The sequence below is a fragment of the Citrobacter sp. Cpo109 genome (assembly GCF_030332565.1).
GTDB lineage: Bacteria > Pseudomonadota > Gammaproteobacteria > Enterobacterales > Enterobacteriaceae > Citrobacter > Citrobacter portucalensis.
Genome location: NZ_JAOWHQ010000071.1, coordinates 18,342 through 43,233, shown reverse-complemented (window position 1 = coordinate 43,233; position 24,892 = coordinate 18,342). Strand labels below are relative to the sequence as shown.

The 24,892-nt window shown below is 51.7% G+C and carries 22 protein-coding genes; 18 read left to right on the top strand and 4 right to left on the bottom strand.

The annotated features are described in order from the left end of the window. Positions 1-17 precede the first annotated feature (17 nt). The 3 genes from dgt (at position 18) to cdaR (ending at position 4,404) form a co-directional block, all read left to right on the top strand. Positions 18-1,535 (top strand): dGTPase, encoded by a 1,518-nt coding sequence (gene dgt / locus OGY71_RS20910; RefSeq protein ID WP_126956855.1) that lies wholly within the window; start codon positions 18-20, stop codon positions 1,533-1,535. A gap of 129 nt (positions 1,536-1,664) precedes the next feature. Next, on the top strand, positions 1,665-3,098 hold the full coding sequence (degP, locus tag OGY71_RS20905) for a serine endoprotease DegP (protein ID WP_003829191.1): 1,434 nt from the start codon (positions 1,665-1,667) through the stop codon (positions 3,096-3,098). Between the two features lie 148 nt (positions 3,099-3,246). Then, complete coding sequence (gene cdaR / locus OGY71_RS20900) at positions 3,247-4,404, top strand: DNA-binding transcriptional regulator CdaR (RefSeq protein ID WP_003829189.1); 1,158 nt, start codon at positions 3,247-3,249, stop codon at positions 4,402-4,404. A gap of 93 nt (positions 4,405-4,497) precedes the next feature. Here the strand turns inward: cdaR and OGY71_RS20895 are convergent, their stop codons facing one another. From OGY71_RS20895 to map, 4 genes are all read right to left on the bottom strand, one after another. Beyond that, positions 4,498-4,884, bottom strand: coding sequence for a DUF3461 family protein (locus OGY71_RS20895; RefSeq protein ID WP_003018562.1), 387 nt, complete (start codon positions 4,882-4,884; stop codon positions 4,498-4,500). A 109-nt stretch (positions 4,885-4,993) separates the two neighbouring features. Continuing rightward, on the bottom strand, positions 4,994-5,818 hold the full coding sequence (gene dapD, locus OGY71_RS20890) for a 2,3,4,5-tetrahydropyridine-2,6-dicarboxylate N-succinyltransferase (protein WP_003829186.1): 825 nt from the start codon (positions 5,816-5,818) through the stop codon (positions 4,994-4,996). Positions 5,819-5,849: 31 nt separating this feature from the next. Continuing rightward, positions 5,850-8,522 (bottom strand): bifunctional uridylyltransferase/uridylyl-removing protein GlnD, encoded by a 2,673-nt coding sequence (gene glnD, locus OGY71_RS20885; protein ID WP_164563110.1) that lies wholly within the window; start codon positions 8,520-8,522, stop codon positions 5,850-5,852. Between the two features lie 113 nt (positions 8,523-8,635). Further along, a complete protein-coding gene (gene map / locus OGY71_RS20880) occupies positions 8,636-9,430 on the bottom strand; it encodes a type I methionyl aminopeptidase (protein WP_003829182.1) in 795 nt (264 codons plus the stop codon). A gap of 449 nt (positions 9,431-9,879) precedes the next feature. On the opposite strand from map, the gene rpsB reads away from it, so the two are divergent. The 15 genes from rpsB (at position 9,880) to rnhB (ending at position 24,891) form a co-directional block, all read left to right on the top strand. After that, positions 9,880-10,605: a 30S ribosomal protein S2 gene (gene rpsB / locus OGY71_RS20875; protein WP_003018553.1), complete on the top strand. Its 726-nt coding sequence runs from the start codon at positions 9,880-9,882 to the stop codon at positions 10,603-10,605. A 136-nt stretch (positions 10,606-10,741) separates the two neighbouring features. After that, a complete protein-coding gene (gene tsf, locus OGY71_RS20870) occupies positions 10,742-11,593 on the top strand; it encodes a translation elongation factor Ts (protein ID WP_003018551.1) in 852 nt (283 codons plus the stop codon). Positions 11,594-11,738: 145 nt separating this feature from the next. Then, on the top strand, positions 11,739-12,464 hold the full coding sequence (gene pyrH / locus OGY71_RS20865; RefSeq protein WP_003018549.1) for a UMP kinase: 726 nt from the start codon (positions 11,739-11,741) through the stop codon (positions 12,462-12,464). Between the two features lie 139 nt (positions 12,465-12,603). Further along, positions 12,604-13,161 carry a ribosome recycling factor gene (gene frr, locus OGY71_RS20860; protein ID WP_003018547.1) on the top strand — a complete coding sequence of 186 codons (558 nt, stop codon included), beginning with the start codon at positions 12,604-12,606 and terminating at the stop codon, positions 13,159-13,161. Positions 13,162-13,344: 183 nt separating this feature from the next. Next, a complete protein-coding gene (gene ispC / locus OGY71_RS20855) occupies positions 13,345-14,541 on the top strand; it encodes a 1-deoxy-D-xylulose-5-phosphate reductoisomerase (protein WP_003829176.1) in 1,197 nt (398 codons plus the stop codon). Between the two features lie 187 nt (positions 14,542-14,728). Beyond that, positions 14,729-15,487, top strand: coding sequence for a (2E,6E)-farnesyl-diphosphate-specific ditrans,polycis-undecaprenyl-diphosphate synthase (gene ispU, locus OGY71_RS20850; protein WP_008786266.1), 759 nt, complete (start codon positions 14,729-14,731; stop codon positions 15,485-15,487). A 12-nt stretch (positions 15,488-15,499) separates the two neighbouring features. Continuing rightward, on the top strand, positions 15,500-16,357 hold the full coding sequence (gene cdsA, locus OGY71_RS20845) for a phosphatidate cytidylyltransferase (protein ID WP_003829174.1): 858 nt from the start codon (positions 15,500-15,502) through the stop codon (positions 16,355-16,357). Positions 16,358-16,368: 11 nt separating this feature from the next. Continuing rightward, positions 16,369-17,721 (top strand): sigma E protease regulator RseP, encoded by a 1,353-nt coding sequence (gene rseP / locus OGY71_RS20840; protein ID WP_063941138.1) that lies wholly within the window; start codon positions 16,369-16,371, stop codon positions 17,719-17,721. Positions 17,722-17,750: 29 nt separating this feature from the next. Beyond that, positions 17,751-20,162 carry an outer membrane protein assembly factor BamA gene (gene bamA / locus OGY71_RS20835; protein WP_164563109.1) on the top strand — a complete coding sequence of 804 codons (2,412 nt, stop codon included), beginning with the start codon at positions 17,751-17,753 and terminating at the stop codon, positions 20,160-20,162. Between the two features lie 122 nt (positions 20,163-20,284). Further along, positions 20,285-20,770 carry a molecular chaperone Skp gene (gene skp, locus OGY71_RS20830; RefSeq protein WP_003018533.1) on the top strand — a complete coding sequence of 162 codons (486 nt, stop codon included), beginning with the start codon at positions 20,285-20,287 and terminating at the stop codon, positions 20,768-20,770. 3 nt (positions 20,771-20,773) lie between these two features. After that, complete coding sequence (gene lpxD, locus OGY71_RS20825; RefSeq protein ID WP_003018531.1) at positions 20,774-21,799, top strand: UDP-3-O-(3-hydroxymyristoyl)glucosamine N-acyltransferase; 1,026 nt, start codon at positions 20,774-20,776, stop codon at positions 21,797-21,799. 103 nt (positions 21,800-21,902) lie between these two features. Next, a complete protein-coding gene (fabZ, locus tag OGY71_RS20820) occupies positions 21,903-22,358 on the top strand; it encodes a 3-hydroxyacyl-ACP dehydratase FabZ (RefSeq protein ID WP_003018528.1) in 456 nt (151 codons plus the stop codon). Between the two features lie 3 nt (positions 22,359-22,361). Next, complete coding sequence (lpxA, locus tag OGY71_RS20815) at positions 22,362-23,150, top strand: acyl-ACP--UDP-N-acetylglucosamine O-acyltransferase (protein ID WP_003018525.1); 789 nt, start codon at positions 22,362-22,364, stop codon at positions 23,148-23,150. Further along, complete coding sequence (lpxB, locus tag OGY71_RS20810; protein ID WP_286613650.1) at positions 23,150-24,298, top strand: lipid-A-disaccharide synthase; 1,149 nt, start codon at positions 23,150-23,152, stop codon at positions 24,296-24,298. Before lpxA ends, lpxB begins: the two co-directional genes overlap by 1 nt. Further along, positions 24,295-24,891 carry a ribonuclease HII gene (gene rnhB, locus OGY71_RS20805; RefSeq protein WP_003018518.1) on the top strand — a complete coding sequence of 199 codons (597 nt, stop codon included), beginning with the start codon at positions 24,295-24,297 and terminating at the stop codon, positions 24,889-24,891. Before lpxB ends, rnhB begins: the two co-directional genes overlap by 4 nt. Position 24,892 lies beyond the last annotated feature (1 nt).

Sequence of the window (24,892 nt, the reverse complement as noted above, 5' to 3'; positions counted from 1 at the left end):
CTCAGGCGGGAGAGGACATGGCACAGATCGATTTCCGAAAAAAAATAAACTGGCATCGTCGTTACCGTTCGCCGCAGGGCGTGAAGACTGAGCATGAGATCCTGCGTATTTTCGAAAGCGATCGCGGACGTATTATCAATTCACCGGCCATTCGCCGACTGCAACAAAAAACGCAGGTTTTTCCGCTGGAGCGTAATGCGGCAGTACGCACACGCTTGACGCACTCGATGGAAGTTCAGCAGGTTGGGCGCTATATCGCGAAAGAGATCCTCAGCCGACTGAAAGAACTAAAGCTGCTGGAGCAGTATGGCCTGGATGAACTGACAGGGCCATTTGAGAGTATTGTCGAAATGTCCTGCCTGATGCATGACATTGGTAATCCGCCGTTTGGCCATTTTGGGGAGGCGGCAATTAATGACTGGTTTCGCCAGCGACTGTATCCCGCAGACGCAGAAAGCCAGCCCCTAAGTGATGACCGTTGCCAGGTGACAGCATTACGATTGCGTGAAGGCGAGGAGTCGCTGAATGATATTCGCCGCAAGGTGCGCCAGGACCTGTGCCATTTTGAAGGCAATGCACAGGGTATTCGCCTTGTGCATACGTTGATGCGTATGAACCTTACCTGGGCGCAGGTCGGCGGTATTTTAAAATATACCCGTCCGGCGTGGTGGCGCGGCAGTGCACCCGAGACGCACAACTATTTAATGAAGAAACCGGGTTATTACCTTTCTGAAGAACCGTATATTGAGCGGTTGCGTAAAGAATTATCATTAGCGCCTTACAGTCGCTTTCCATTAACCTGGATTATGGAAGCTGCCGATGATATCTCTTATTGCGTGGCGGATCTGGAAGATGCCGTTGAGAAAAGAATCTTTAGCGTCGAGCAACTTTATCACCACCTGCATGAGGCGTGGGGGCAGCATGAAAAAGGTTCCCTGTTTAGCCAGGTTGTTGAGAACGCCTGGGAGAAGTCACGTTCAAATACATTAAGCCGGAGTACCGAAGATCAGTTCTTTATGTATTTACGCGTCAATACGCTGAATAAACTGGTGCCATATGCGGCCCAGCGGTTTATTGATAATTTGCCGCAGATTTATGAAGGCAGCTTTAATCATGCGCTGCTAGAAGATGCCAGTAGCTTCAGCCAGTTACTGGGTGTTTATAAAAATGTGGCGGTAAAACATGTGTTTAGCCATCCGGATGTTGAACAACTGGAACTACAGGGCTATCGGGTGATCAGCGGGTTGCTGGAGATCTATCAGCCGTTATTAAAAATGTCTCAGTCAGATTTTTCTGAACTGGTCGACAATGAAAGAGTAAAACGTTTTCCTATCGAGTCCCGTTTATTTCAGAAATTGTCTACCCGCCATCGTCTTGCGTATGTTGAGGCAGTTAGTAAAATATCGACGGGGTGCGCCGAGTATTCGGTTCTGGAATATTATTATCGCTGCCGACTGATCCAGGATTATATCAGCGGAATGACAGATTTGTATGCCTGGGATGAATATCGTCGCTTGATGGCCGTAGAACAATAAATACTCATTTGTAAAGACGGACAATAAAATTTTACTTTTTCCTTAAACTTAATTCTGGAACTTAGCGCTATAAAACGACTCTGACGTATACAGCAATTTTGCGTTACCTGTTAATCGAGAACGAAACACATGAAAAAAACCACATTAGCAATGAGTGCACTGGCTCTGAGTTTAGGTTTGGCGTTGTCCCCCCTGTCTGCTACAGCGGCTGAGACGTCGTCTTCAGCAATGACCGCCCAACAGATGCCAAGCCTGGCCCCGATGCTCGAAAAAGTGATGCCATCGGTGGTAAGTATTAACGTCGAGGGGAGCACGACGGTAAATACGCCGCGCATGCCGCGTAATTTCCAGCAGTTCTTCGGTGATAATTCACCGTTCTGCCAGGACGGTTCTCCGTTCCAGAGTTCGCCGTTCTGCCAGGGCGGCGCACCGGGCGCTGACAATGGCGGCGGCCAGCAGCAGAAATTTATGGCACTCGGTTCCGGCGTAATTATTGATGCCGCGAAAGGGTATGTCGTGACCAATAACCACGTGGTAGATAATGCCACGGTGATTAAAGTTCAGTTAAGCGATGGTCGTAAATTTGACGCGAAGATCGTGGGTAAAGATCCGCGCTCCGATATCGCGCTGATCCAAATTCAGGATCCGAAAAACCTGACGGCGATTAAGCTGGCAGATTCCGATGCGCTGCGCGTGGGTGATTACACCGTGGCAATTGGTAACCCGTTTGGCCTCGGTGAAACGGTGACTTCCGGTATTGTTTCTGCGCTGGGACGTAGTGGCCTGAATGCGGAGAACTATGAAAACTTTATTCAGACGGATGCTGCGATCAACCGGGGTAACTCCGGTGGTGCGCTGGTCAACCTGAACGGTGAGCTGATCGGTATTAACACCGCGATCCTCGCGCCGGACGGCGGTAACATCGGTATCGGTTTTGCGATCCCAAGCAACATGGTGAAAAACCTGACCTCGCAGATGGTTGAGTTTGGCCAGGTTAAACGCGGTGAGCTGGGCATTATGGGTACCGAGCTGAGCTCTGAGCTGGCGAAAGCGATGAAAGTTGACGCCCAGCGTGGCGCATTCGTCAGCCAGGTGATGCCGAACTCTTCCGCAGCGAAAGCGGGGATTAAAGCTGGGGATGTGATTACCTCCCTGAATGGCAAACCGATCAGCAGCTTCGCCGCCCTGCGTGCGCAGGTCGGTACGATGCCGGTTGGCAGCAAAATCACCCTGGGTCTGCTGCGTGACGGTAAGCCGGTCACCGTGAACCTGGAATTGCAGCAGAGCAGCCAGACTCAGGTTGACTCCAGCTCTATCTTTAAAGGCATCGAAGGTGCCGATATGAGCAACAAAGGCCAGGATAAAGGTGTCGTGGTAAGCGACGTGAAACCGAATTCTCCGGCTGCACAGATTGGCCTGAAGAAAGGGGATGTGATTATCGGCGCGAACCAGCAACCGGTGAAAAACATCGCTGAACTGCGCAAAATCCTCGACAGCAAACCGGCTGTGCTGGCGCTGAACATTCAGCGCGGTGACAGCTCCATCTATCTGTTGATGCAGTAATCTCCCTGAACCCCTTCCTGCACAGGAAGGGGTTTCTTTTTGTGATACTTCCCACAACTCCATACTTCTCCCTTTCGCTTTGTGCATTTGCACAATGTCGCCGCTTATTATCTTCCCTATGCTTGAGCTCTGCTCACAGGAGGGTTTTATGGCTGGTTGGCATCTTGATACCAAAATGGCGCAGGATATCGTGGCGCGTACCATGCGCATCATTGATACCAATATCAACGTAATGGATGCCCGTGGGCGGATAATCGGCAGCGGCGATCGCGAACGTATTGGTGAATTGCACGAAGGCGCACTGCTGGTGCTTTCGCAAGGGCGGGTGGTCGATATCGACGATGCGGTTGCACGTCACTTGCACGGTGTACGACAGGGGATAAATCTGCCGCTGCGTCTGGAAGGCGAAATCGTTGGCGTTATCGGCCTTACCGGCGAGCCGGAACATCTGCGCAAATACGGCGAGTTAGTGTGTATGACCGCCGAGATGATGCTGGAACAGTCGCGCTTGATGCATCTGTTAGCGCAGGATAGCCGTCTGCGTGAAGAGCTGGTGATGAACCTGATTCAGGCGGAAGAGAATACGCCAGCGCTGATGGAATGGGCTCAGCGTTTAGGCATTGATTTGAACCAGCCGCGCGTGGTGGCGGTATTGGAGGTCGATAGTGGCCAGCTTGGCGTCGACAGTGCAATGGCGGAGCTACAGCAATTGCAGAATGCGTTGACTACGCCCGAACGTAATAATCTGATTGCGATTGTTTCTCTGACTGAGATGGTGGTGCTGAAACCGGCGCTCAATCAGTTTGGCCGCTGGGACGCTGAAGATCATCGTAAGCGCGTTGAGCAGCTTATTGCCCGTATGAAAGAAAACGGACAGCTGCGGTTTCGCGTATCGCTGGGCAACTATTTTACCGGGCCCGGTAGCATTGCCCGTTCGTATCGTACGGCGCGCACTACCATGATGGTCGGTAAACAGCGGATGCCGGAAAGCCGTAGCTATTTCTATCAGGATTTGATGCTGCCAGTGCTGCTGGACAGCCTGCGCGGTGGCTGGCAGGCCAATGAGCTGGCGCGTCCTTTGGTGAGGCTGAAGGCGATGGATAACAACGGGTTGCTGCGTCGGACATTGGCGGCATGGTTTCGTCATAACGTCCAGCCGCTGGCCACCTCAAAGGCACTGTTTATTCACCGCAATACGCTGGAATATCGCCTGAATCGTATTTCAGAACTGACCGGGCTGGATCTGGGAAACTTTGACGACCGACTGCTGCTGTATGTGGCGTTACAACTGGATGAACAGCATTGATTAATTGCCTGATGGCGCTAGCTTATCAGGCCTACGAGGATATACCTGTAGGCCGGATAAGGCGTAAGACGCCGCCATCCGGCAACAAACGGCTTATTTACGCGTCAGTTTTTCGAGATCGGCTTCAATTTCGCTGATCTTGTTGGTCACAACGCTTTCAAGATGACGTAAATCATCAAGGATCTTGCGTTTAAGATCGACTTCGCTGCGATCGCGCTGGCAGATCTGATCCAGTTCGTCGATCACATAGCGCAGGTTGGGACTGATCTCCTGCACTTCTTTGTAACCCTGGCCGACGCCATCGGCAACCACCGTTTTGCGCTGACGGGGATATTTGAACTTCACGCTCTTGGCAAAAAACTCGCCTTTATCCTTCTGGAAATAGATTTTCAGGATATCGTTGTTGGCTTCTTGCCGCAGGCTGTAACGATCGATCTCTTCAGGATTAGTAATGCCCAGACTTTTCAGATTGTCATACATAGCGGTACCCTTAAGCTCACTATAACCATTGAATAATTAACGAAAAGCCTTGTTTATGCCACTCGCAGATGTAAAAAAAGCGGGCTAAGCCCGCTTTTTCAAATCGCTGTTAGTCGATGGTGCGTAACAGCTCGTTGATTCCCACTTTGCCACGCGTTTTGGCATCGACTTTCTTCACAATCACCGCGCAGTACAGGCTGTATTTGCCATCTTTCGACGGCAGGTTGCCGGAGACGACCACGGAGCCTGCCGGAACGCGACCATAATGCACTTCGCCAGTTTCACGATCGTAAATACGGGTGCTCTGACCGATGTACACGCCCATAGAAATAACAGAGCCTTCTTCGACGATTACGCCTTCAACCACTTCAGAACGTGCGCCGATGAAGCAGTTGTCTTCGATGATGGTCGGGTTAGCCTGTAACGGCTCCAGTACGCCGCCGATGCCAACGCCGCCGGACAGGTGTACGTTTTTACCGATTTGCGCGCAGGAACCGACTGTCGCCCAGGTATCAACCATCGTACCTTCATCAACATAAGCGCCGATGTTTACGTAAGATGGCATCAGCACGGTGTTACGGGCGATAAACGCACCCTGACGCACGGCCGCAGGCGGAACCACACGGAAACCTTCCTTCTGGAAGCGCGCTTCGTCATAGTTGGCGAATTTCATCGGTACTTTATCGAAGTAACGGCTTTCCGCACCTTCGATGACCTGATTATCGTTAATACGGAAAGAGAGCAGGACCGCCTTTTTCAGCCACTGATGCGTGACCCACTGACCCTCAATCTTCTCTGCGACGCGCAGTGCACCGGAATCCAGTAAAGAAATAACCTGATTCACCGCTTCGCGGGTTACGGTATCTACATTTGCCGGAGTAATGTCGGCACGGCGCTCGAAAGCGGACTCAATAACGTTCTGTAACTGCTGCATTGTTAAACTCTTTCCATAATAAATAAAAACATCACCCTTTATCGTTTGGATTGAGGGCCTCTGTCAACCGTTGATGCACTTCCTGCTGCAGCTCATTATTAAGGGCGCGCCGGTCGGCGGTGGCGATTATGAATAAATCTTCTACTCGCTCGCCAATGGTTGTAATTCGGGCGCCATGCAGCGAAATTCCCAGATCGGCAAAAATCTGCCCGACCCGCGCCAGCAGGCCGGGCTGGTCGAGAGCGATAAGCTCCAGGAATGATTTTCGGTCGGTATGGGTCGGCAAAAAGGTGACCTCAGTATCGACGGTAAAGTGGCGTAATTTTGCCGGCTGGCGACGCGGTTGCGGTGGCTGCCAACTGCGCTGCGTGATGGCCTGTTCCAGTCCAAAACGGATCGCTTCATGTCGGTCTGAAGACAGCGGGCTGCCGTCCGGTTCCAGTACGATGAACGTATCCATCGCCATCCCATCGCGGGTAGTGAAAATCTGCGCATCGTGGACGCTAAGATTACGCCTGTCCAGTTCAGCGCAGACGGCGGCAAACAGGTAAGGACGGTCAGGGCTCCAGATGAAAATTTCTGTCCCGCCGCGCGTGGCCTGTGGGCTGAGCAGGATCAGCGGCTTGCTGAGATCGTGTTGCAGCAGATGGCGCGCATGCCAGGCCAGCTGATTTGGGCTGTGACGCACGAAGTAGTTGGCGCGACAGCGTGACCAGATGTGGTGCAACGCTTCTTCATCAATGTTGTCCATTCGCAGTAGCGCCAGCGCCTGAAGCTGATGATGGCGTACACGCTCACGCATATCCGGCGTATTTTGCATGCCACGACGCAGTTGTTTTTCCGTTGCGAAGTACAGCTCGCGTAGCAGGCTTTGCTTCCAGCTATTCCACAGCGTTTCGTTGGTGGCGCAAATATCCGCGACGGTCAGACACACCAAAAAGCGCAGACGGTGTTCCGTTTGTACCTCTTCGGCGAATTGCTTGATCACTTCGGGATCCTGAATATCTCGGCGCTGAGCGGTCACCGACATCAGCAAATGCTGGCGCACCAGCCACACGATCAGCTGCGTTTCGCGGGAATTCAGGCCGTGCAGTTCGGCGAACTTGAGCACGTCCTGAGCGCCGAGCACCGAGTGATCGCCGCCGCGGCCTTTGGCGATATCGTGGAACAGCGCGGCAATCAGAATCAACTCCGGCTGTCGCAGACGCGGCCATAGATCCACACACAGCGGATGGCGCTGACGGGTCTCTTCGTTGGCAAAACTTTCCAGCTTGAGCATTACGCGGATGGTGTGTTCATCCACCGTATAGGCATGAAACAGGTCAAACTGCATTTGGCCGACAATATGCGACCATTGCGGCATATAGGCCCACAACACGCTGTGGCGATGCATCGGCAGCAGACCGCGGCTCACCGCGCCCGGATGGCGTAACATACTGAGAAACAGCGATCGCGCTTCCGGGATGTAGCACAGCGGTTGGGTTAAATGACGGCGGGCATGACGCAGATGGCGCAACGTGGTGGAGTAAATCCCGCTGATCGCGCTGTTACGCACCATGATGTAAAACATCCGCAGTATCGCTTCGGGTTTGCGGATAAACAGATCGTCGTTGCGCAGATCGATCAACGTGCCGCGCAGTTGGAAGTCGTCATCAATCGGGCGAGGTTTTTCATCGGCGGGCATGGCGAGGATCGCCTCGTCGAACAGTTGCAACAGCATGTGATTCAGTTCGCTGACCCGTCGGGTGACGCGGAAATAGTCTTTCATCATCCGCTCGATAGGTTCGTTGCCTTCGCCGCCGTAGTTTAGCCGTTGCGCCACGCTGAGCTGGCGGTCAAACAGCAGGCGGTTGTCGTAACGACTAACGACCAGATGCAGGGCGAAGCGAATCCGCCACAGGATATGCAAACATTCATTGAGCTCGGCACGTTCTGCCAGCGTCAAAAAGCCGAAACCGACCATTTCGTCCAGTGAGGTGGCGCCAAAATGGCGACGGGCCACCCACTGCAGGGTATGGATATCGCGCAGGCCGCCGGGACTGCTTTTGATATCCGGCTCCAGGTTGTAGCTAGTGCCGTGATAGCGCTGGTGGCGCTGATTCTGCTCTTCCACTTTGGCGGCGTAAAACTTGTCGGAAGGCCAGAAACCTTCGCTAAAAATATGCTTTTGCAGCTCAAGAAACAGCGCCACATCGCCGATCAGCAGGCGAGTTTCAATCAGGTTGGTGGCGACGGTTAAATCTGATAATCCTTCCAGCAGACACTCTTCCAGCGTACGCACGCTATGTCCAACCTCCAGCCTCACGTCCCATAGCAGCGTTAACAGCTCACCGACTTTCTCGGCCTGCGCATCAGGCAGCTTTTTACGACTCAGGATCAGCAGGTCAATATCGGAAAGCGGGTGCAGTTCGCCTCGCCCGTAGCCGCCAACGGCAACCAGCGCCAGATCGGCTATTTGCCCGAACCCAGCTTCTATCCACAAACGCTGTAGCAGTTGGTCAATAAATTCGGTGCGGGCCTCAATGAGCTGTTCTGCGGAAATTCCACTGTCAAACGCTTCGCCTAACCAGCTCTGGAAGGTGTCAATATGCGCTTTAATGCCGGAGCAGTTGAGATCTTGCTGTGGCCATGTCCCTGGGTTTTGCGGTTGGCCAGGCAGGGTGGGGAGGGCAGTATTTGCGTGCTGTTCAGGAAGAGTATTCATTATGCGCCACCCATTAAAAAGCCGGATGATGGCGTGAACGCCTTATCCGGCCTACTAAGTAGTACAATTTGTAGGCCTGATAAGATGTGAATGCATCGCCATCAGGCAAAACATTATTCGCCGTGTGTGATGATCGCCGGGATGGTGTCATCCTTGCGTAACGTCAGAATTTCACAGCCGTTTTCCGTCACTACAATAGTATGCTCGTACTGTGCAGACAAGCTCCGGTCTTTGGTTTTCACCGTCCAGCCGTCTTTCATGGTGCGGATGCGGTAATCGCCGGCATTCAGCATCGGTTCTATGGTGAACGTCATGCCCGGTTGCAGTACCACACCACCGTCGTCTGCATCGTAGTGCAGAACCTGTGGCTCTTCATGGAAGCCGCGACCGATACCGTGACCGCAGTATTCACGAACGACAGAGAAACCTTCGCCTTCCGCGTATTTCTGAATAGCAGCGCCCAGCGTGCGCAGGCGAATGCCCGGTTTTACCATTCGCAGCGCCAGATACAGGCTTTCCTGTGTGACGCGGCACAGACGCTCGCCCAGAATAGTAGGTTTGCCGACGATGAACATTTTCGAGGTATCGCCGTGGTACTCGTCTTTAATCACGGTTACGTCGATGTTGACGATGTCGCCGTCTTTCAGAAGTTTGGCGTCGTCCGGGATCCCGTGGCACACCACTTCATTAATAGAGATACATACGGATTTCGGATAGCCGTGATAGCCCAGGCAGGCGGAAATGGCCTGCTGCTCATTCACGATATAGTCATTACAGAGGCGATCCAGCTCGCCGGTGCTGACGCCCGGTTTAACAAACGGCGCGATCATTTCCAGTACATCAGCGGCCAGGCGGCCAGCGACGCGCATTTTTTCGATTTCTTCAGGGGTCTTGATTGAGATAGCCATAAATTCTGTCCATCAGTGTCGATTATTTCGACAATAATTGTGTAAGTGCTGTCAATGGTATCAGTCTGGGGTGTACCCTGCCAAATTGAGAATCATTCTGAACTTCGCCTTTCGTGCCACAAATGCGTTGGCTACATTTTTTCACCCCAGTCACTTACTGGTTGTAAGCTCCCGGGGATTCAAAATTTTGCCGCCTTCCTGTAACACGAAATTCATCGTTCATTCAGCACAGACCGCCAACAATTATTGGTGTCGGTGGCGTATTTGTGGTATAAAGCGCGCCGGACTTCCGATCCATTCGAAGACTACACACGATGGACGGGAGCGACAAATCTCACTTTGTGTAACAACACACACGTATCGGCACATATTCCGGGGTGCCCTTTGGGGTCGGTAATATGGGATGCGTGGAGGCTTAACCCCAACTTTTATATATAGAGGTTTTAATCATGGCAACTGTTTCCATGCGCGACATGCTCAAGGCTGGTGTTCACTTCGGTCACCAGACCCGTTACTGGAACCCGAAAATGAAGCCGTTCATCTTCGGTGCGCGTAACAAAGTTCATATCATCAACCTTGAGAAAACTGTACCGATGTTCAACGAAGCTCTGGCTGAACTGAACAAGATCTCTGCTCGTAAAGGTAAAATCCTTTTCGTTGGTACTAAACGCGCTGCAAGCGAAGCGGTGAAAGAAGCTGCTAACAGCTGCGACCAGTTCTTCGTGAACCATCGCTGGCTGGGCGGTATGCTGACTAACTGGAAAACCGTTCGTCAGTCCATCAAACGTCTGAAAGATCTGGAAACTCAGTCTCAGGACGGTACTTTCGAAAAGCTGACCAAGAAAGAAGCGCTGATGCGTACTCGTGAGCTTGAGAAACTGGAAAACAGCCTGGGCGGTATCAAAGACATGGGCGGTCTGCCGGACGCTCTGTTCGTAATCGATGCTGACCACGAGCACATTGCTATCAAAGAAGCAAACAACCTGGGTATCCCAGTATTTGCTATCGTTGATACCAACTCTGATCCGGACGGTGTTGACTTCGTTATCCCGGGTAACGACGACGCAATCCGTGCTGTGACCCTGTACCTGGGTGCTGTAGCTACTACCGTTCGTGAAGGCCGTTCTCAGGATCTGGCTTCCCAGGCGGAAGAAAGCTTCGTAGAAGCTGAATAATAAGGCACGCTCGTTAGAGCCCTTATAGACCAGGTAGTATCACGTTTGGTTAGGGGGCCTGTATATGGCCCCCTTTTTCACTTTTAAATCTGTGCGGTTTCATGCCGGGCAGATCAAATCTTCCGAGGATTTTAGAATGGCTGAAATTACCGCATCCCTGGTAAAAGAGCTGCGTGAGCGTACTGGCGCAGGCATGATGGATTGCAAAAAAGCACTGACTGAAGCTAATGGCGACATCGAGCTGGCAATCGAAAACATGCGTAAGTCCGGTGCAATCAAAGCGGCGAAAAAAGCAGGCAACGTTGCTGCTGACGGCGTAATCAAAACCAAAATCGACGGCAACATCGCTTTCATTCTGGAAGTTAACTGCCAGACTGACTTCGTTGCTAAAGATGCTGGTTTCCAGGCATTTGCTGACAAAGTACTGGACGCTGCCGTTGCTGGCAAAATCACTGACGTTGAAGTTCTGAAAGCACAGTTCGAAGAAGAACGTGTTGCTCTGGTTGCTAAAATCGGTGAGAACATCAACATCCGTCGCGTTGCTTCCCTGGAAGGCGAAGTTCTGGGTAACTACCAGCACGGTGCTCGTATCGGTGTTCTGGTTGCTGCAACTGGCGCTGACGAAGAACTGGTTAAACAGCTGGCAATGCACGTTGCTGCAAGCAAACCAGAATTTGTTAAGCCGGAAGACGTTTCTGCTGAAGTGGTAGAAAAAGAATACCAGGTTCAGCTGGACATCGCTATGCAGTCTGGCAAGCCGAAAGAAATCGCAGAGAAAATGGTTGAAGGCCGCATGAAGAAATTCACCGGCGAAGTTTCTCTGACCGGTCAGCCTTTCGTCATGGAACCGAGCAAATCTGTTGGTCAGCTGCTGAAAGAGCATAACGCTGACGTAACTGGTTTCATCCGCTTTGAAGTGGGTGAAGGCATCGAGAAAGTTGAGACTGACTTTGCAGCAGAAGTTGCTGCGATGTCCAAGCAGTCTTAATTTTTAAAGGAGCCGCCTGAGGGCGGCTTCTTTTTGTGTCTGGCTTGTAAATTCAGCGAACCGCTATAGTGGTCATGCTGAAAAGCGACATACAATGTCGCCGGAATTAACTCATCTCATTCGTTGACAGTCTCAGGAAAGAAACATGGCTACCAATGCAAAACCCGTCTACAAACGTATTCTGCTTAAGTTAAGTGGCGAAGCTCTGCAAGGTTCAGAAGGCTTCGGTATTGATGCAAGCATCCTCGACCGCATGGCTCAGGAAATCAAAGAGCTGGTTGAGCTGGGTATTCAGGTTGGCGTAGTGATTGGTGGTGGTAACCTGTTCCGTGGCGCTGGTCTGGCGAAAGCGGGGATGAACCGCGTTGTGGGCGACCACATGGGCATGTTAGCCACCGTAATGAACGGTCTGGCGATGCGCGATGCGCTTCACCGCGCCTATGTGAACGCTCGCTTGATGTCCGCAATTCCTCTGAACGGCGTGTGTGATAACTACAGCTGGGCTGAAGCTATCAGCCTGCTGCGTAACAACCGCGTTGTTATTTTGTCTGCGGGTACCGGCAATCCGTTCTTCACCACCGATTCTGCAGCCTGCCTGCGCGGTATTGAAATTGAAGCGGATGTGGTTCTGAAAGCCACCAAAGTCGATGGCGTATTTACTGCCGACCCGGCTAAAGATCCAACGGCGACTATGTACGAACAGTTGACCTACACTGAAGTACTGGATAAAGAGCTGAAAGTAATGGATCTTGCCGCGTTCACGCTGGCTCGTGACCACAAATTACCGATTCGTGTCTTTAACATGAACAAACCAGGTGCACTGCGCCGTGTTGTTATGGGTGAAAAAGAAGGCACGTTAATCACGGAATAATTCCCGTTGCGGCTAAATGCAGGTAATATTCCGCTTTAATGTCGCGGGATACGTCCCTCAAAATTAATCAAGACTATACTTGTCACATCTTGCGTGGCGGGTATGGTCTGACTGAAACAAGCTTTCAAGGATTCGTAACGTGATCAACGATATCAGAAAAGATGCTGAAGTACGCATGGACAAATGCGTCGAAGCGTTCAAAAACCAAATCAGCAAAATTCGCACGGGTCGTGCTTCTCCTAGCCTGCTGGATGGTATTGTCGTGGAATATTACGGCACGCCGACTCCGCTGCGCCAGCTGGCAAGCGTAACGGTTGAAGATTCCCGTACCCTGAAAATCAACGTATTTGACCGTTCTATGGGTCCAGCCGTTGAGAAAGCAATCATGGCTTCCGACCTCGGTCTGAATCCAAGCTCTGCGGGCTCTGACATCCGCGTTCCGCTGCCGCCGCTGACCGAAGAACGTCGTAAAGATCTGACCAAGATCGTACGTGGTGAAGCTGAAGGCGCGCGTGTTGCGGTACGTAACGTACGCCGTGATGCAAACGACAAAGTGAAAGCGTTGTTGAAAGAAAAAGAGATCAGCGAAGATGACGATCGCCGTTCTCAGGACGACGTACAGAAACTGACTGACGCAGCAATCAAGAAAGTTGATGCGGCGCTGGCAGAGAAAGAAGCAGAACTGATGCAGTTCTGATTCGCCTGTACGCTAAAAACGCCGCTTAGAAGGCCTGAGAAGGCTGGATGGCGGCGTTTTGCTTTTTTCTGTCTACATACTCTAAATATTTCAAGTTGCAGGAAGGCGGTGACGCCAAAGGCCGAGTAAAGCCAACGTACATGCAACTTGAAGTATGACGAGTAAAATTCTTCTGGATGTCCGATGAAGCAATTAACCATCCTGGGATCAACCGGTTCCATTGGTTGCAGTACGCTGGATGTAGTACGCCATAACCCGGAAAAATTTCGTGTTGCTGCGTTGGTGGCGGGTAAAAATGTTGCCCGTATGGTAGAGCAATGCCTGGAGTTTGCGCCTCGCTATGCGGTAATGGATGATGAAAAAAGCGCGGCACAGGTAAAAGCTGCTCTTTTGGCACAGGGTAGCCGTACCGAGGTGATGAGCGGGCAGCAGGCTGCCTGTGATATGGCTGCGCTGGATGATGTTGATCAGGTCATGGCGGCGATTGTCGGCGCAGCGGGTTTGCTGCCGACGCTGGCGGCAATTCGTGCGAGTAAAAGCATTTTGCTGGCGAATAAAGAATCGCTGGTGACCTGCGGTCGTCTGTTTATGGACGACGTGAAACGCCACAAAGCGCAGCTTTTGCCGGTAGATAGCGAGCATAACGCGATTTTTCAGAGTTTACCGCAACCTATCCAACACAATCTGGGATACGCTGACCTTGAGCAAAACGGCGTCATGTCAGTTCTGCTTACCGGGTCTGGTGGCCCATTCCGTGAAACGCCATTGCGCGATCTGGTCTCTATGACCCCCGATCAGGCATGTCGTCATCCGAATTGGTCGATGGGACGAAAAATTTCTGTCGATTCCGCCACCATGATGAACAAAGGTCTGGAATACATTGAAGCGCGTTGGTTATTTAATGCCAGTGCAAGCCAGATGGAAGTGCTGATCCACCCGCAGTCGGTTATTCATTCGATGGTCCGTTATCAGGATGGTAGTGTTCTGGCGCAGTTGGGTGAACCTGATATGCGTACACCTATTGCCCATACGATGGCATGGCCAGAACGTGTGACGTCTGGTGTTAAGCCTGTCGACTTTTGCAAACTCAGTGCGTTGACGTTTTCCGCACCTGACTACCAGCGTTATCCGTGCCTGAAACTGGCGATGGACGCGTTTGAGCAAGGTCAGGCGGCGACGACCGCACTCAATGCCGCGAATGAAATTACCGTTGCCGCATTCCTGGCGCAGCAGATCCGATTTACCGATATTGCCGATCTCAATTTATCCGTACTGGATAAGATGGATTTGCAGGAACCACAGAGCGTTGACGACGTGTTGAAGGTCGATGCCATCGCGCGGGAAGTCGCCAGAAAAGAAGTGATGCGACTCTCAAGCTGATGATAATCCCTCTACGGAGAATCGTGCTATTTGTTAGCGTTGGGCTTCAGTGATATAGTCTGCGCCACCCGATCGCGGGTATTTGCTTTTTTTCGGTCGGGTAAGCCGTGGTTTGACACGGCTTTTTTGTGGATAGGCTTCAGTATTCCTGAGTACCGTAAATCCTTTCAGGGACTAATAACGCGTTATGTTGTCTGCAACTAAACCATTAAGCGAAAATTTGCCAGCACATGGTTGTCGCCATGTCGCAATTATCATGGATGGCAATGGCCGCTGGGCGAAAAAGCAAGGGAAGATTCGCGCCTTTGGGCATAAGGCTGGAGCAAAATCCGTCCGCCGGGCTGTCTCTTTTGCTGCAAATAACGGTATTGATGCGTTAACGCTGTATGCCTTTAGCAGTGAGAACTGGAACCGACCTGCGCAGGAAGTGAGCGCGTTAATGGAACTGTTTGTGTGGGCACTTGATAGCGAAGTGAAAAACCTGCATCGCCATAACGTACGCCTGCGTATTATCGGGGATATCAGTCGATTTAACTCACGTTTGCAAGAACGGATTCGCAAATCAGAAGCGATTACCGCCCAGAATACCGGGTTGACGCTGAATATTGCAGCGAATTACGGTGGACGGTGGGATATTGTCCAGGGAGTCAGGCAACTGGCACAACAGGTGCAGGACGGTGTGCTGCATCCTGAGCAAATCGATGAAGAGATGCTTGGGCAGCAAATTTGTATGCATGAGCTGGCTCCTGTGGATTTAGTGATAAGGACTGGGGGAGAGCACCGAATTAGTAATTTTCTGTTGTGGCAAATTGCCTACGCCGAACTTTACTTTACCGATGTTCTCTGGCCCGATTTCGATGAACAAGACTTTGAAGGTGCGCTGCATGCCTTTGCTAATCGTGAGCGTCGTTTCGGCGGCACCGAACCCGGTGATGAAAAAGCCTGATGGGGGTCGCTTTTGCTGAAGTATCGCCTGATTTCTGCTTTTGTTTTAATACCCGTTGTCATCGCGGCGCTGTTTTTGCTGCCGCCGGTGGGGTTCGCCATTGTTACGTTGGTCGTCTGTATGTTGGCCGCCTGGGAATGGGGACAGTTAAGCGGTTTTACCACGCGTACGCAGCGAGTCTGGCTGGCGGTTTTGTGCGGGCTATTGCTGGCACTGATGCTATTTTTGCTGCCAGAATACCATCGCGATATCCATCAACCGCTGGTTGAAGTATCGTTGTGGGCGTCGCTGGGCTGGTGGGTCGTAGCGCTATTACTGGTATTGTTTTACCCAGGGTCTGCGTCGGTCTGGCGTAATTCCAAAACATTACGCATAATTTTCGGCGTGTTAACCATTGTCCCGTTCTTTTGGGGAATGCTGGCGCTACGTGCATGGCACTATGATGAGAATCATTATAGTGGCGCGCTATGGCTGCTATATGTCATGATCCTCGTTTGGGGAGCGGACTCTGGTGCGTATATGTTTGGTAAGCTGTTTGGCAAACATAAGCTGGCACCGAAGGTTTCTCCTGGTAAAACCTGGCAGGGTTTTATTGGCGGACTCGCCACTGCGGCCGTGATCTCATGGGGTTATGGCATGTGGGCGAATCTTGAAGTTGCGCCTGTCACCTTGCTCATTTGCTCCATCGTTGCAGCCCTGGCCTCCGTGCTGGGTGACCTGACCGAGAGTATGTTTAAGCGTGAAGCAGGTATTAAGGACAGTGGTCACTTAATTCCAGGACACGGCGGTATTCTGGATCGTATTGATAGCCTGACGGCTGCGGTACCGGTCTTTGCCTGCCTGTTGTTACTGGTGTTCAGGACGCTCTAACGGATGGTCTTATGCTGAGTATTCTCTGGAATTTGGCTGCGTTCATCATCGCACTTGGTGTGCTTATCACCGTGCATGAATTTGGTCATTTCTGGGTTGCGCGGCGCTGCGGAGTCCGGGTCGAACGCTTTTCCATTGGCTTTGGAAAAGCGCTTTGGCGGCGTACCGATAAATCAGGTACGGAATACGTCATCGCCATGATTCCCCTCGGCGGTTACGTCAAAATGCTGGATGAGCGCGCTGAACCGGTCGCACCGGAATTGCGTCATTACGCCTTCAACAATAAAACGGTTGGACAACGTGCTGCTATTATCGCCGCGGGTCCGATTGCAAACTTCCTTTTTGCTATTTTTGCTTATTGGCTGGTGTTTATCATTGGTGTCCCTGGCGTTCGTCCTGTTGTTGGTGAAATAACACCCAACTCGATTGCTGCACAGGCGCAAATTCAGCCGGGTACGGAACTAAAAGCGGTTGATGGCATCGAAACCCCTGATTGGGATGCAGTGCGATTGCAACTGGTATCCAAAATCGGCGATGAGCATACAACCCTCAGCGTGGCGCAGTTTGGCAGCAACCAGCGGCAGGACAAAACGCTGGATTTACGCAATTGGGCATTTGAGCCAGACAAAGAGGATCCTGTCTCTAGTTTGGGCATGCGTCCGCGTGGTCCGCAGATTGAACCGGTACTGTCAGAAGTGCAGGTTAATTCCGCTGCAAGTAAGGCAGGTTTGCAAGCTGGCGACAGGATCGTTAAAGTCAATGGTCAGTCACTGACGCAATGGATGACGTTCGTGACGCTGGTGCGCGATAATCCGGATACGCCGTTAGCGCTAGATATTGAAAGACAAGGAAGTTCCTTGTCTTTAACGTTAACCCCAGATTCAAAACAGGTTAACGGGAAGGCAGAAGGGTTTGCGGGCGTGGTGCCTAAAGTTATTCCTCTGCCTGATGAGTATAAGACTGTACGCCAGTATGGGCCATTCAGCGCCATCCTCGAAGCCTCGGATAAAACGTGGCAGTTGATGAAGCTGACGGTCAGTATGCTGGGAAAATTGATTACCGGTGATGTAAAACTGAACAACCTCAGTGGGCCGATTTCTATCGCCCAGGGGGCTGGGATGTCAGCGGAGTTTGGGATTATTTATTACCTGATGTTCCTTGCGCTTATCAGCGTGAACTTAGGGATAATCAACCTGTTTCCGTTGCCCGTTCTTGACGGGGGGCATCTGCTGTTCCTGGCGATTGAAAAGCTGAAGGGCGGTCCGGTATCCGAGCGGGTTCAAGACTTTAGTTATCGCATTGGCTCTATCTTGCTGGTGTTGTTAATGGGGCTTGCACTTTTCAATGATTTCTCTCGGTTGTAAGAGAGTGTTAGGAAGAACGCATAATAACGATGGCGATGAAAAAGTTGCTCATAGCGTCGCTGCTGTTTAGCAGCGCCACCGTATACGGTGCTGAAGGGTTCGTAGTGAAGGACATTCATTTCGAAGGCCTACAGCGAGTCGCCGTTGGTGCGGCTCTCCTCAGTATGCCGGTGCGCACAGGCGACACGGTTAATGATGAAGACATCAGTAATACCATTCGTGCTCTGTTCGCCACCGGTAACTTTGAGGATGTCCGCGTCCTGCGCGATGGTGATACCCTTCTGGTTCAGGTAAAAGAACGTCCGACGATTGCCAGCATCACTTTCTCCGGTAACAAATCGGTGAAAGATGACATGCTGAAGCAAAACCTCGAGGCGTCTGGCGTGCGTGTTGGCGAGTCTCTGGATCGCACAACGCTTGCCGATATCGAAAAGGGCTTGGAAGATTTCTACTATAGCGTCGGTAAATACAGCGCCAGTGTGAAAGCGGTGGTGACGCCGTTGCCGCGTAACCGTGTTGACCTCAAGCTGGTCTTCCAGGAAGGTGTTTCGGCGAAGATCCAACAGATCAATATCGTCGGCAACCATGCCTTCTCAACTGACGAACTTATCTCTCACTTCCAGTTGCGTGACGAAGTGCCGTGGTGGAACGTGGTAGGCGATCGTAAATACCAGAAACAGAAGCTGGCGGGCGATCTTGAAACCCTGCGCAGCTACTATCTGGATCGCGGTTATGCTCGCTTCAATATTGATTCCACTCAGGTCAGCCTGACGCCGGATAAAAAAGGCATCTACATCACCGTTAACATCACTGAAGGCGAGCAGTACAAGCTTTCTGGGGTTCAGGTGAGCGGTAACCTGGCCGGGCACTCCGCCGAAATTGAGACCCTGACGAAGATCGAGCCAGGTGAACTCTATAACGGCACCAAAGTGACCAAAATGGAAGATGACATCAAGAAGCTTCTGGGTCGCTATGGCTATGCCTATCCGCGCGTTCAGTCGCAGCCTGAAATCAACGACGCTGACAAAACCGTTAAATTGCGTGTAAACGTGGATGCGGGTAACCGTTTCTATGTGCGTAAGATCCGTTTTGAAGGTAACGACACTTCTAAAGACTCCGTTCTGCGTCGCGAAATGCGTCAGATGGAAGGCGCATGGTTGGGCAGCGATCTTGTCGACCAGGGTAAAGAGCGTCTGAACCGTCTGGGTTACTTTGAAACCGTTGATACTGATACTCAGCGTGTTCCGGGCCGCCCGGATCAGGTTGATGTAGTCTACAAGGTTAAAGAGCGTAACACCGGTAGCTTTAACTTCGGCGTCGGTTACGGTACCGAGAGCGGCGTGAGCTTCCAGGCTGGCGTTCAGCAGGATAACTGGTTAGGTACCGGTTATTCTGTCGGGATTAACGGCACCAAAAACGATTACCAGACCTATACTGAGTTGTCTGTCACTAACCCGTACTTCACCGTTGATGGTGTGAGCCTTGGTGGCCGCGTCTTCTATAACGACTTTGAAGCGGATGATGCAGACCTGTCCGACTATACCAACAAAAGTTATGGTACAGACGTGACGCTGGGCTTCCCGGTCAACGAATACAACACGTTGCGCGCGGGCCTGGGTTATGTACATAACAAACTGTCCAATATGCAGCCGCAGATCGCAATGGAGCGTTATCTTGAGTCGATGGGACAATCCGCTGATACCAGCAGTTTTGCCGCTGATGATTTCACCTTTAACTACGGTTGGACATACAACAAGTTAGACCGTGGTTATTTCCCGACAGACGGTTCGCGTGTCAACCTGAACGGTAAAGTCACCATTCCGGGTTCTGATAACGAATACTACAAACTGTCGATGGATACCGCGACCTATATGCCGATCGATGACGACCACAAGTGGGTTGTTCTGGGTCGTACCAAGGTAGGTTATGGGGATGGCATTGGCAGCAAAGAGATGCCGTTCTACGAGAACTTCTACGCCGGTGGTTCCAGTACCGTGCGTGGCTTCCAGTCCAACACCATTGGTCCGAAAGCGGTCTATAAAAAGGGTGCTAGCACAGACTGGAATGACGGCGATAACGAAGAATGTACTCAGGATTCAGGCTGTAAATCAGATGATGCGGTAGGTGGTAACGCCATGGCTGTCGCCAGCCTGGAATTTATTACCCCGACGCCGTTTATCAGCGATAAGTATGCTAACTCGGTCCGCACTTCCTTCTTCTGGGATATGGGTACCGTTTGGGATACTAACTGGGATCCGTCATCTGCGCCGTCGGATGTGCCGGACTATAGTGATCCGAGCAATATCCGTATGTCAGCGGGTATCGCGTTACAATGGATGTCCCCATTGGGGCCGTTGGTTTTCTCCTACGCCCAGCCGTTCAAGAAGTACGATGGAGACAAAGCGGAACAGTTCCAGTTTAACATTGGTAAAACCTGGTAACTGTTCTTCGCAAAGGAATGTAGTGGTAGTGTAGCGATGACTTTAGGCGATCTTGTATGGGATCGCCTGGCCACGCAAAGAACTGCACCTTCGGGTGCAAATGGGATGGTAAGGAGTTAATTGTGAAAAAGTGGTTATTAGCTGCAGGTCTCGGTTTAGCGATGGCAACGTCCGCACAGGCTGCTGACAAAATTGCAATCGTCAATATGGGTAGCCTGTTCCAACAGGTTGCACAGAAGACGGGTGTTTCTGCTACGCTGGAAAACGAGTTCAAAGGCCGTGCCAGCGAACTGCAGCGTATGGAATCCGATCTGCAATCTAAAATGCAGCGTCTGCAATCAATGAAAGCGGGTAGCGATCGTACCAAGCTGGAAAAAGACGTTATGGCTCAGCGCCAGACTTTCTCTCAGAAAGCTCAGGCTTTCGAGCAGGATCGTGCACGTCGTTCCAACGAAGAACGTGGCAAACTGGTTACTCGTATCCAGACAGCTGTGAAATCTGTTGCCAGCAGCCAGAGCATCGATCTGGTCGTTGACGCAAACACCGTTGCATACAACAGCAGCGATGTAAAAGACATCACCGCTGACGTACTGAAACAGGTTAAATAAGTAATGCCTTCAATTCGACTGGCTGATTTAGCAGAGCAGTTGGATGCAGAATTACACGGTGATGGCGATATCGTCATCACCGGCGTAGCGTCCATGCAATCTGCGCAAACTGGCAATATCACGTTCATGGTGAATCCTAAATACCGTGAACATTTAGGCGTATGCCAGGCGTCTGCCGTTGTGATGACGCAGGACGATCTTCCTTTTGCTAAGAGTGCGGCGCTGGTAGTGAAGAATCCCTACCTGACCTATGCACGTATGGCGCAAATTTTAGATACCACGCCTCAGCCTGCACAGAACATTGCACCCAGTGCAGTGATCGATGCAACGGCGAAGCTGGGTAATAATGTCTCTGTGGGCGCAAATGCGGTCATTGAGTCTGGCGTAGAACTGGGCGATAACGTGGTTATCGGTGCAGGTTGTTTCGTCGGAAAAAATACCAAAATCGGTGCAGGTTCACGCTTGTGGGCGAATGTGACGATTTACCACGACATCCAGATCGGTGAAAATTGCCTGATCCAGTCCAGCACCGTCGTTGGATCTGATGGATTTGGTTACGCGAACGATCGTGGTAACTGGGTGAAGATCCCCCAGCTTGGTCGCGTGATTATCGGCGATCGCGTCGAGATCGGCGCTTGTACCACCATTGACCGTGGTGCTCTGGACGATACTGTGATCGGTAATGGTGTTATCATTGATAACCAGTGCCAGATTGCGCATAACGTTGTGATTGGCGACAATACGGCGGTAGCCGGTGGCGTCATTATGGCGGGTAGCCTGAAGATTGGCCGTTATTGCATGATTGGCGGTGCCAGCGTGATCAATGGGCATATGGAAATATGCGACAAAGTTACGGTAACTGGCATGGGTATGGTGATGCGTCCTATCACTGAACCTGGCGTCTATTCCTCAGGCATTCCGCTACAACCCAACAAGGTATGGCGTAAAACAGCTGCACTGGTGATGAATATTGATGATATGAGCAAGCGCCTCAAAGCGATTGAGCGCAAGGTTAATCAACAAGACTAAAGCACCGTTTTTGCATGTCTGACTTTTCGGCCTGTCCCATTCATACGATTGCGACAGGCCGTGTTATTATTGCCTTTTAGTATATTTTGACAGGAAGAGTATTTTGACTACTAACACTCATACTCTGCATATTGAAGAGATTTTAGAACTTCTGCCGCACCGTTTTCCGTTTCTGCTGGTTGACCGCGTGCTGGATTTTGAAGAAGGTCGTTTTCTGCGCGCAGTGAAAAATGTATCCGTTAACGAGCCTTTCTTTCAGGGCCACTTCCCGGGTAAACCTATTTTCCCTGGCGTATTGATTCTGGAAGCGATGGCACAGGCTACCGGTATCCTCGCGTTTAAAAGCGTAGGAAAACTGGAACCAGGCGAACTGTATTATTTCGCGGGTATTGATGAAGCACGTTTTAAGCGTCCTGTCGTGCCTGGCGATCAGATGATCATGGAAGTGACTTTCGAGAAAACGCGCCGTGGCCTGACCCGTTTTAAAGGGGTTGCGCTGGTCGACGGTAAAGTTGTGTGCGAAGCAACGATGATGTGTGCCCGTAGCCGGGAGGCCTGATACGTGATTGATAAATCCGCCTTTATTCACCCGACCGCCATTGTAGAAGAGGGCGCCAGCATTGGTGCCAATGCTCACATTGGCCCATTTTGTATTGTTGGACCCCATGTTGAAATTGGTGAGGGTACCGTACTGAAGTCTCACGTTGTCGTGAATGGCCATACAAAAATTGGTCGCGATAACGAGATCTATCAGTTTGCCTCCATCGGTGAAGTTAACCAGGATCTTAAATATGCTGGCGAACCGACCCGTGTGGAAATTGGCGATCGCAACCGCATCCGCGAAAGCGTCACCATTCATCGTGGCACAGTGCAGGGCGGTGGAGTGACGAAGGTGGGCAGCGATAACTTATTGATGATTAATGCACACGTCGCGCATGATTGTACGGTAGGAAACCGCTGTATTCTGGCGAATAACGCCACGCTTGCCGGACATGTTTCGCTTGATGATTTTGTTATCATCGGCGGCATGACCGCGGTGCATCAGTTCTGCATCATCGGTGCTCATGTGATGGTTGGTGGCTGTTCTGGTGTAGCCCAGGACGTGCCTCCGTACGTTATCGCCCAGGGCAACCACGCGACGCCGTTTGGCGTCAATATCGAAGGTCTGAAGCGTCGTGGATTTACCCGCGAAGCGATTACCGCGATTCGTAACGCCTACAAAGCGTTGTACCGTAGCGGTAAAACGCTGGAAGAAGTGAAACCAGAAATCGCGGAACTGGCGAAACAGTACCCCGAAGTTCAGGCTTTCAGCGACTTCTTTGAGCGCTCAACGCGTGGCCTGATTCGTTAATGACTGAACAGCGTCCTTTAACGATTGCCCTCGTCGCCGGAGAAACCTCCGGCGATATTCTTGGTGCAGGGTTAATCCGTGCACTCAAGGCTCGCGTTCCCAATGCGCGCTTTGTTGGCGTGGCGGGGCCGCTGATGCAGGCCGAAGGTTGTGAAGCCTGGTACGAAATGGAAGAGTTGGCGGTCATGGGTATTGTTGAAGTGCTCGGACGCCTGCGCCGTTTACTGCATATTCGTGCCGACCTCACTCGCCGATTCACCGACTTAAAGCCGGATGTTTTCGTCGGCATTGATGCACCTGATTTCAATATTACCCTCGAAGGGAATTTGAAAAGACAGGGCATTAAAACCATTCATTATGTCAGTCCGTCCGTTTGGGCGTGGCGACAGAAACGCGTTTTCAAAATAGGCAGATCCACCAACATGGTGCTGGCCTTTCTGCCTTTCGAAAAGGCGTTTTATGACAAATTTAACGTCCCGTGCCGCTTTATCGGTCATACCATGGCAGATGCCATGCCGTTGGACCCGGATAGAAATGCGGCGCGTGATGTTCTGGGCATTCCTCATGACGCTCACTGCCTGGCGCTACTGCCAGGAAGCCGTGGTGCAGAAGTGGAAATGCTCAGCGCCGATTTTCTGAAAACGGCGCAGCTATTACGCCAGCATTATCCGGATCTCGAAGTGGTGGTGCCGTTGGTGAATGCCAAACGTCGCGAGCAGTTTGAACGCATTAAAGCGGAAGTTGCACCGGAGCTTTCTGTACATCTGCTCAATGGGATGGGACGTGAAGCAATGGTGGCCAGCGATGCCGCACTGCTGGCTTCTGGTACCGCCGCGCTGGAATGTATGCTGGCAAAATGCCCGATGGTGGTTGGCTACCGTATGAAACCCTTCACCTTTTGGCTGGCGAAGCGCCTGGTGAAAACGGATTACGTTTCGCTACCGAACCTGCTGGCGGGAAGAGAACTGGTTAAAGAGCTGTTGCAGGAAGAGTGTGAACCGCAGGCGCTGTCGCAAGCGCTGTTGCCGTTGCTGGCAAATGGTAAAACCAGCCATGCGATGCACGACACATTCCGTGAACTGCACCAGCAGATCCGTTGCAATGCTGATGAGCAGGCGGCGGATGCGGTCCTGGAGTTAGCGCAATGATTGAATTTGTGTATCCGCATACGCATTTAGTGGCGGGTGTGGATGAAGTCGGGCGCGGCCCTTTGGTCGGTGCGGTCGTCACTGCTGCCGTCATTCTGGATCCGGCTCGCCCTATTATCGGTCTTAATGACTCCAAAAAACTGTCAGAAAAACGTCGCCTGGCGCTGTTTGATGAAATTAAAGAAAAAGCGTTAAGCTGGAGTCTGGGTCGGGCGGAACCGCATGAAATCGACGAGCTGAACATTTTGCATGCCACCATGCTGGCCATGCAGCGTGCGGTTGCGGGATTGCATATTGCGCCCGAATACGTGCTGATTGACGGCAATCGTTGCCCGGCATTACCGGTACCGTCGATGGCGGTGGTCAAAGGCGATAGCCGCGTGGCGGAGATTAGCGCCGCATCGATTCTGGCAAAAGTGACCCGTGACGCTGAAATGGCGGCGCTGGATACGGTTTTTCCACAGTATGGTTTTGCACAGCACAAAGGCTATCCAACCGCATTTCATCTGGAAAAATTGGCACTGCATGGTGCGACTGAGCACCATCGCCGCAGCTTTGGCCCCGTCAAACGCGCACTGGGACTCTCGTCCTGAT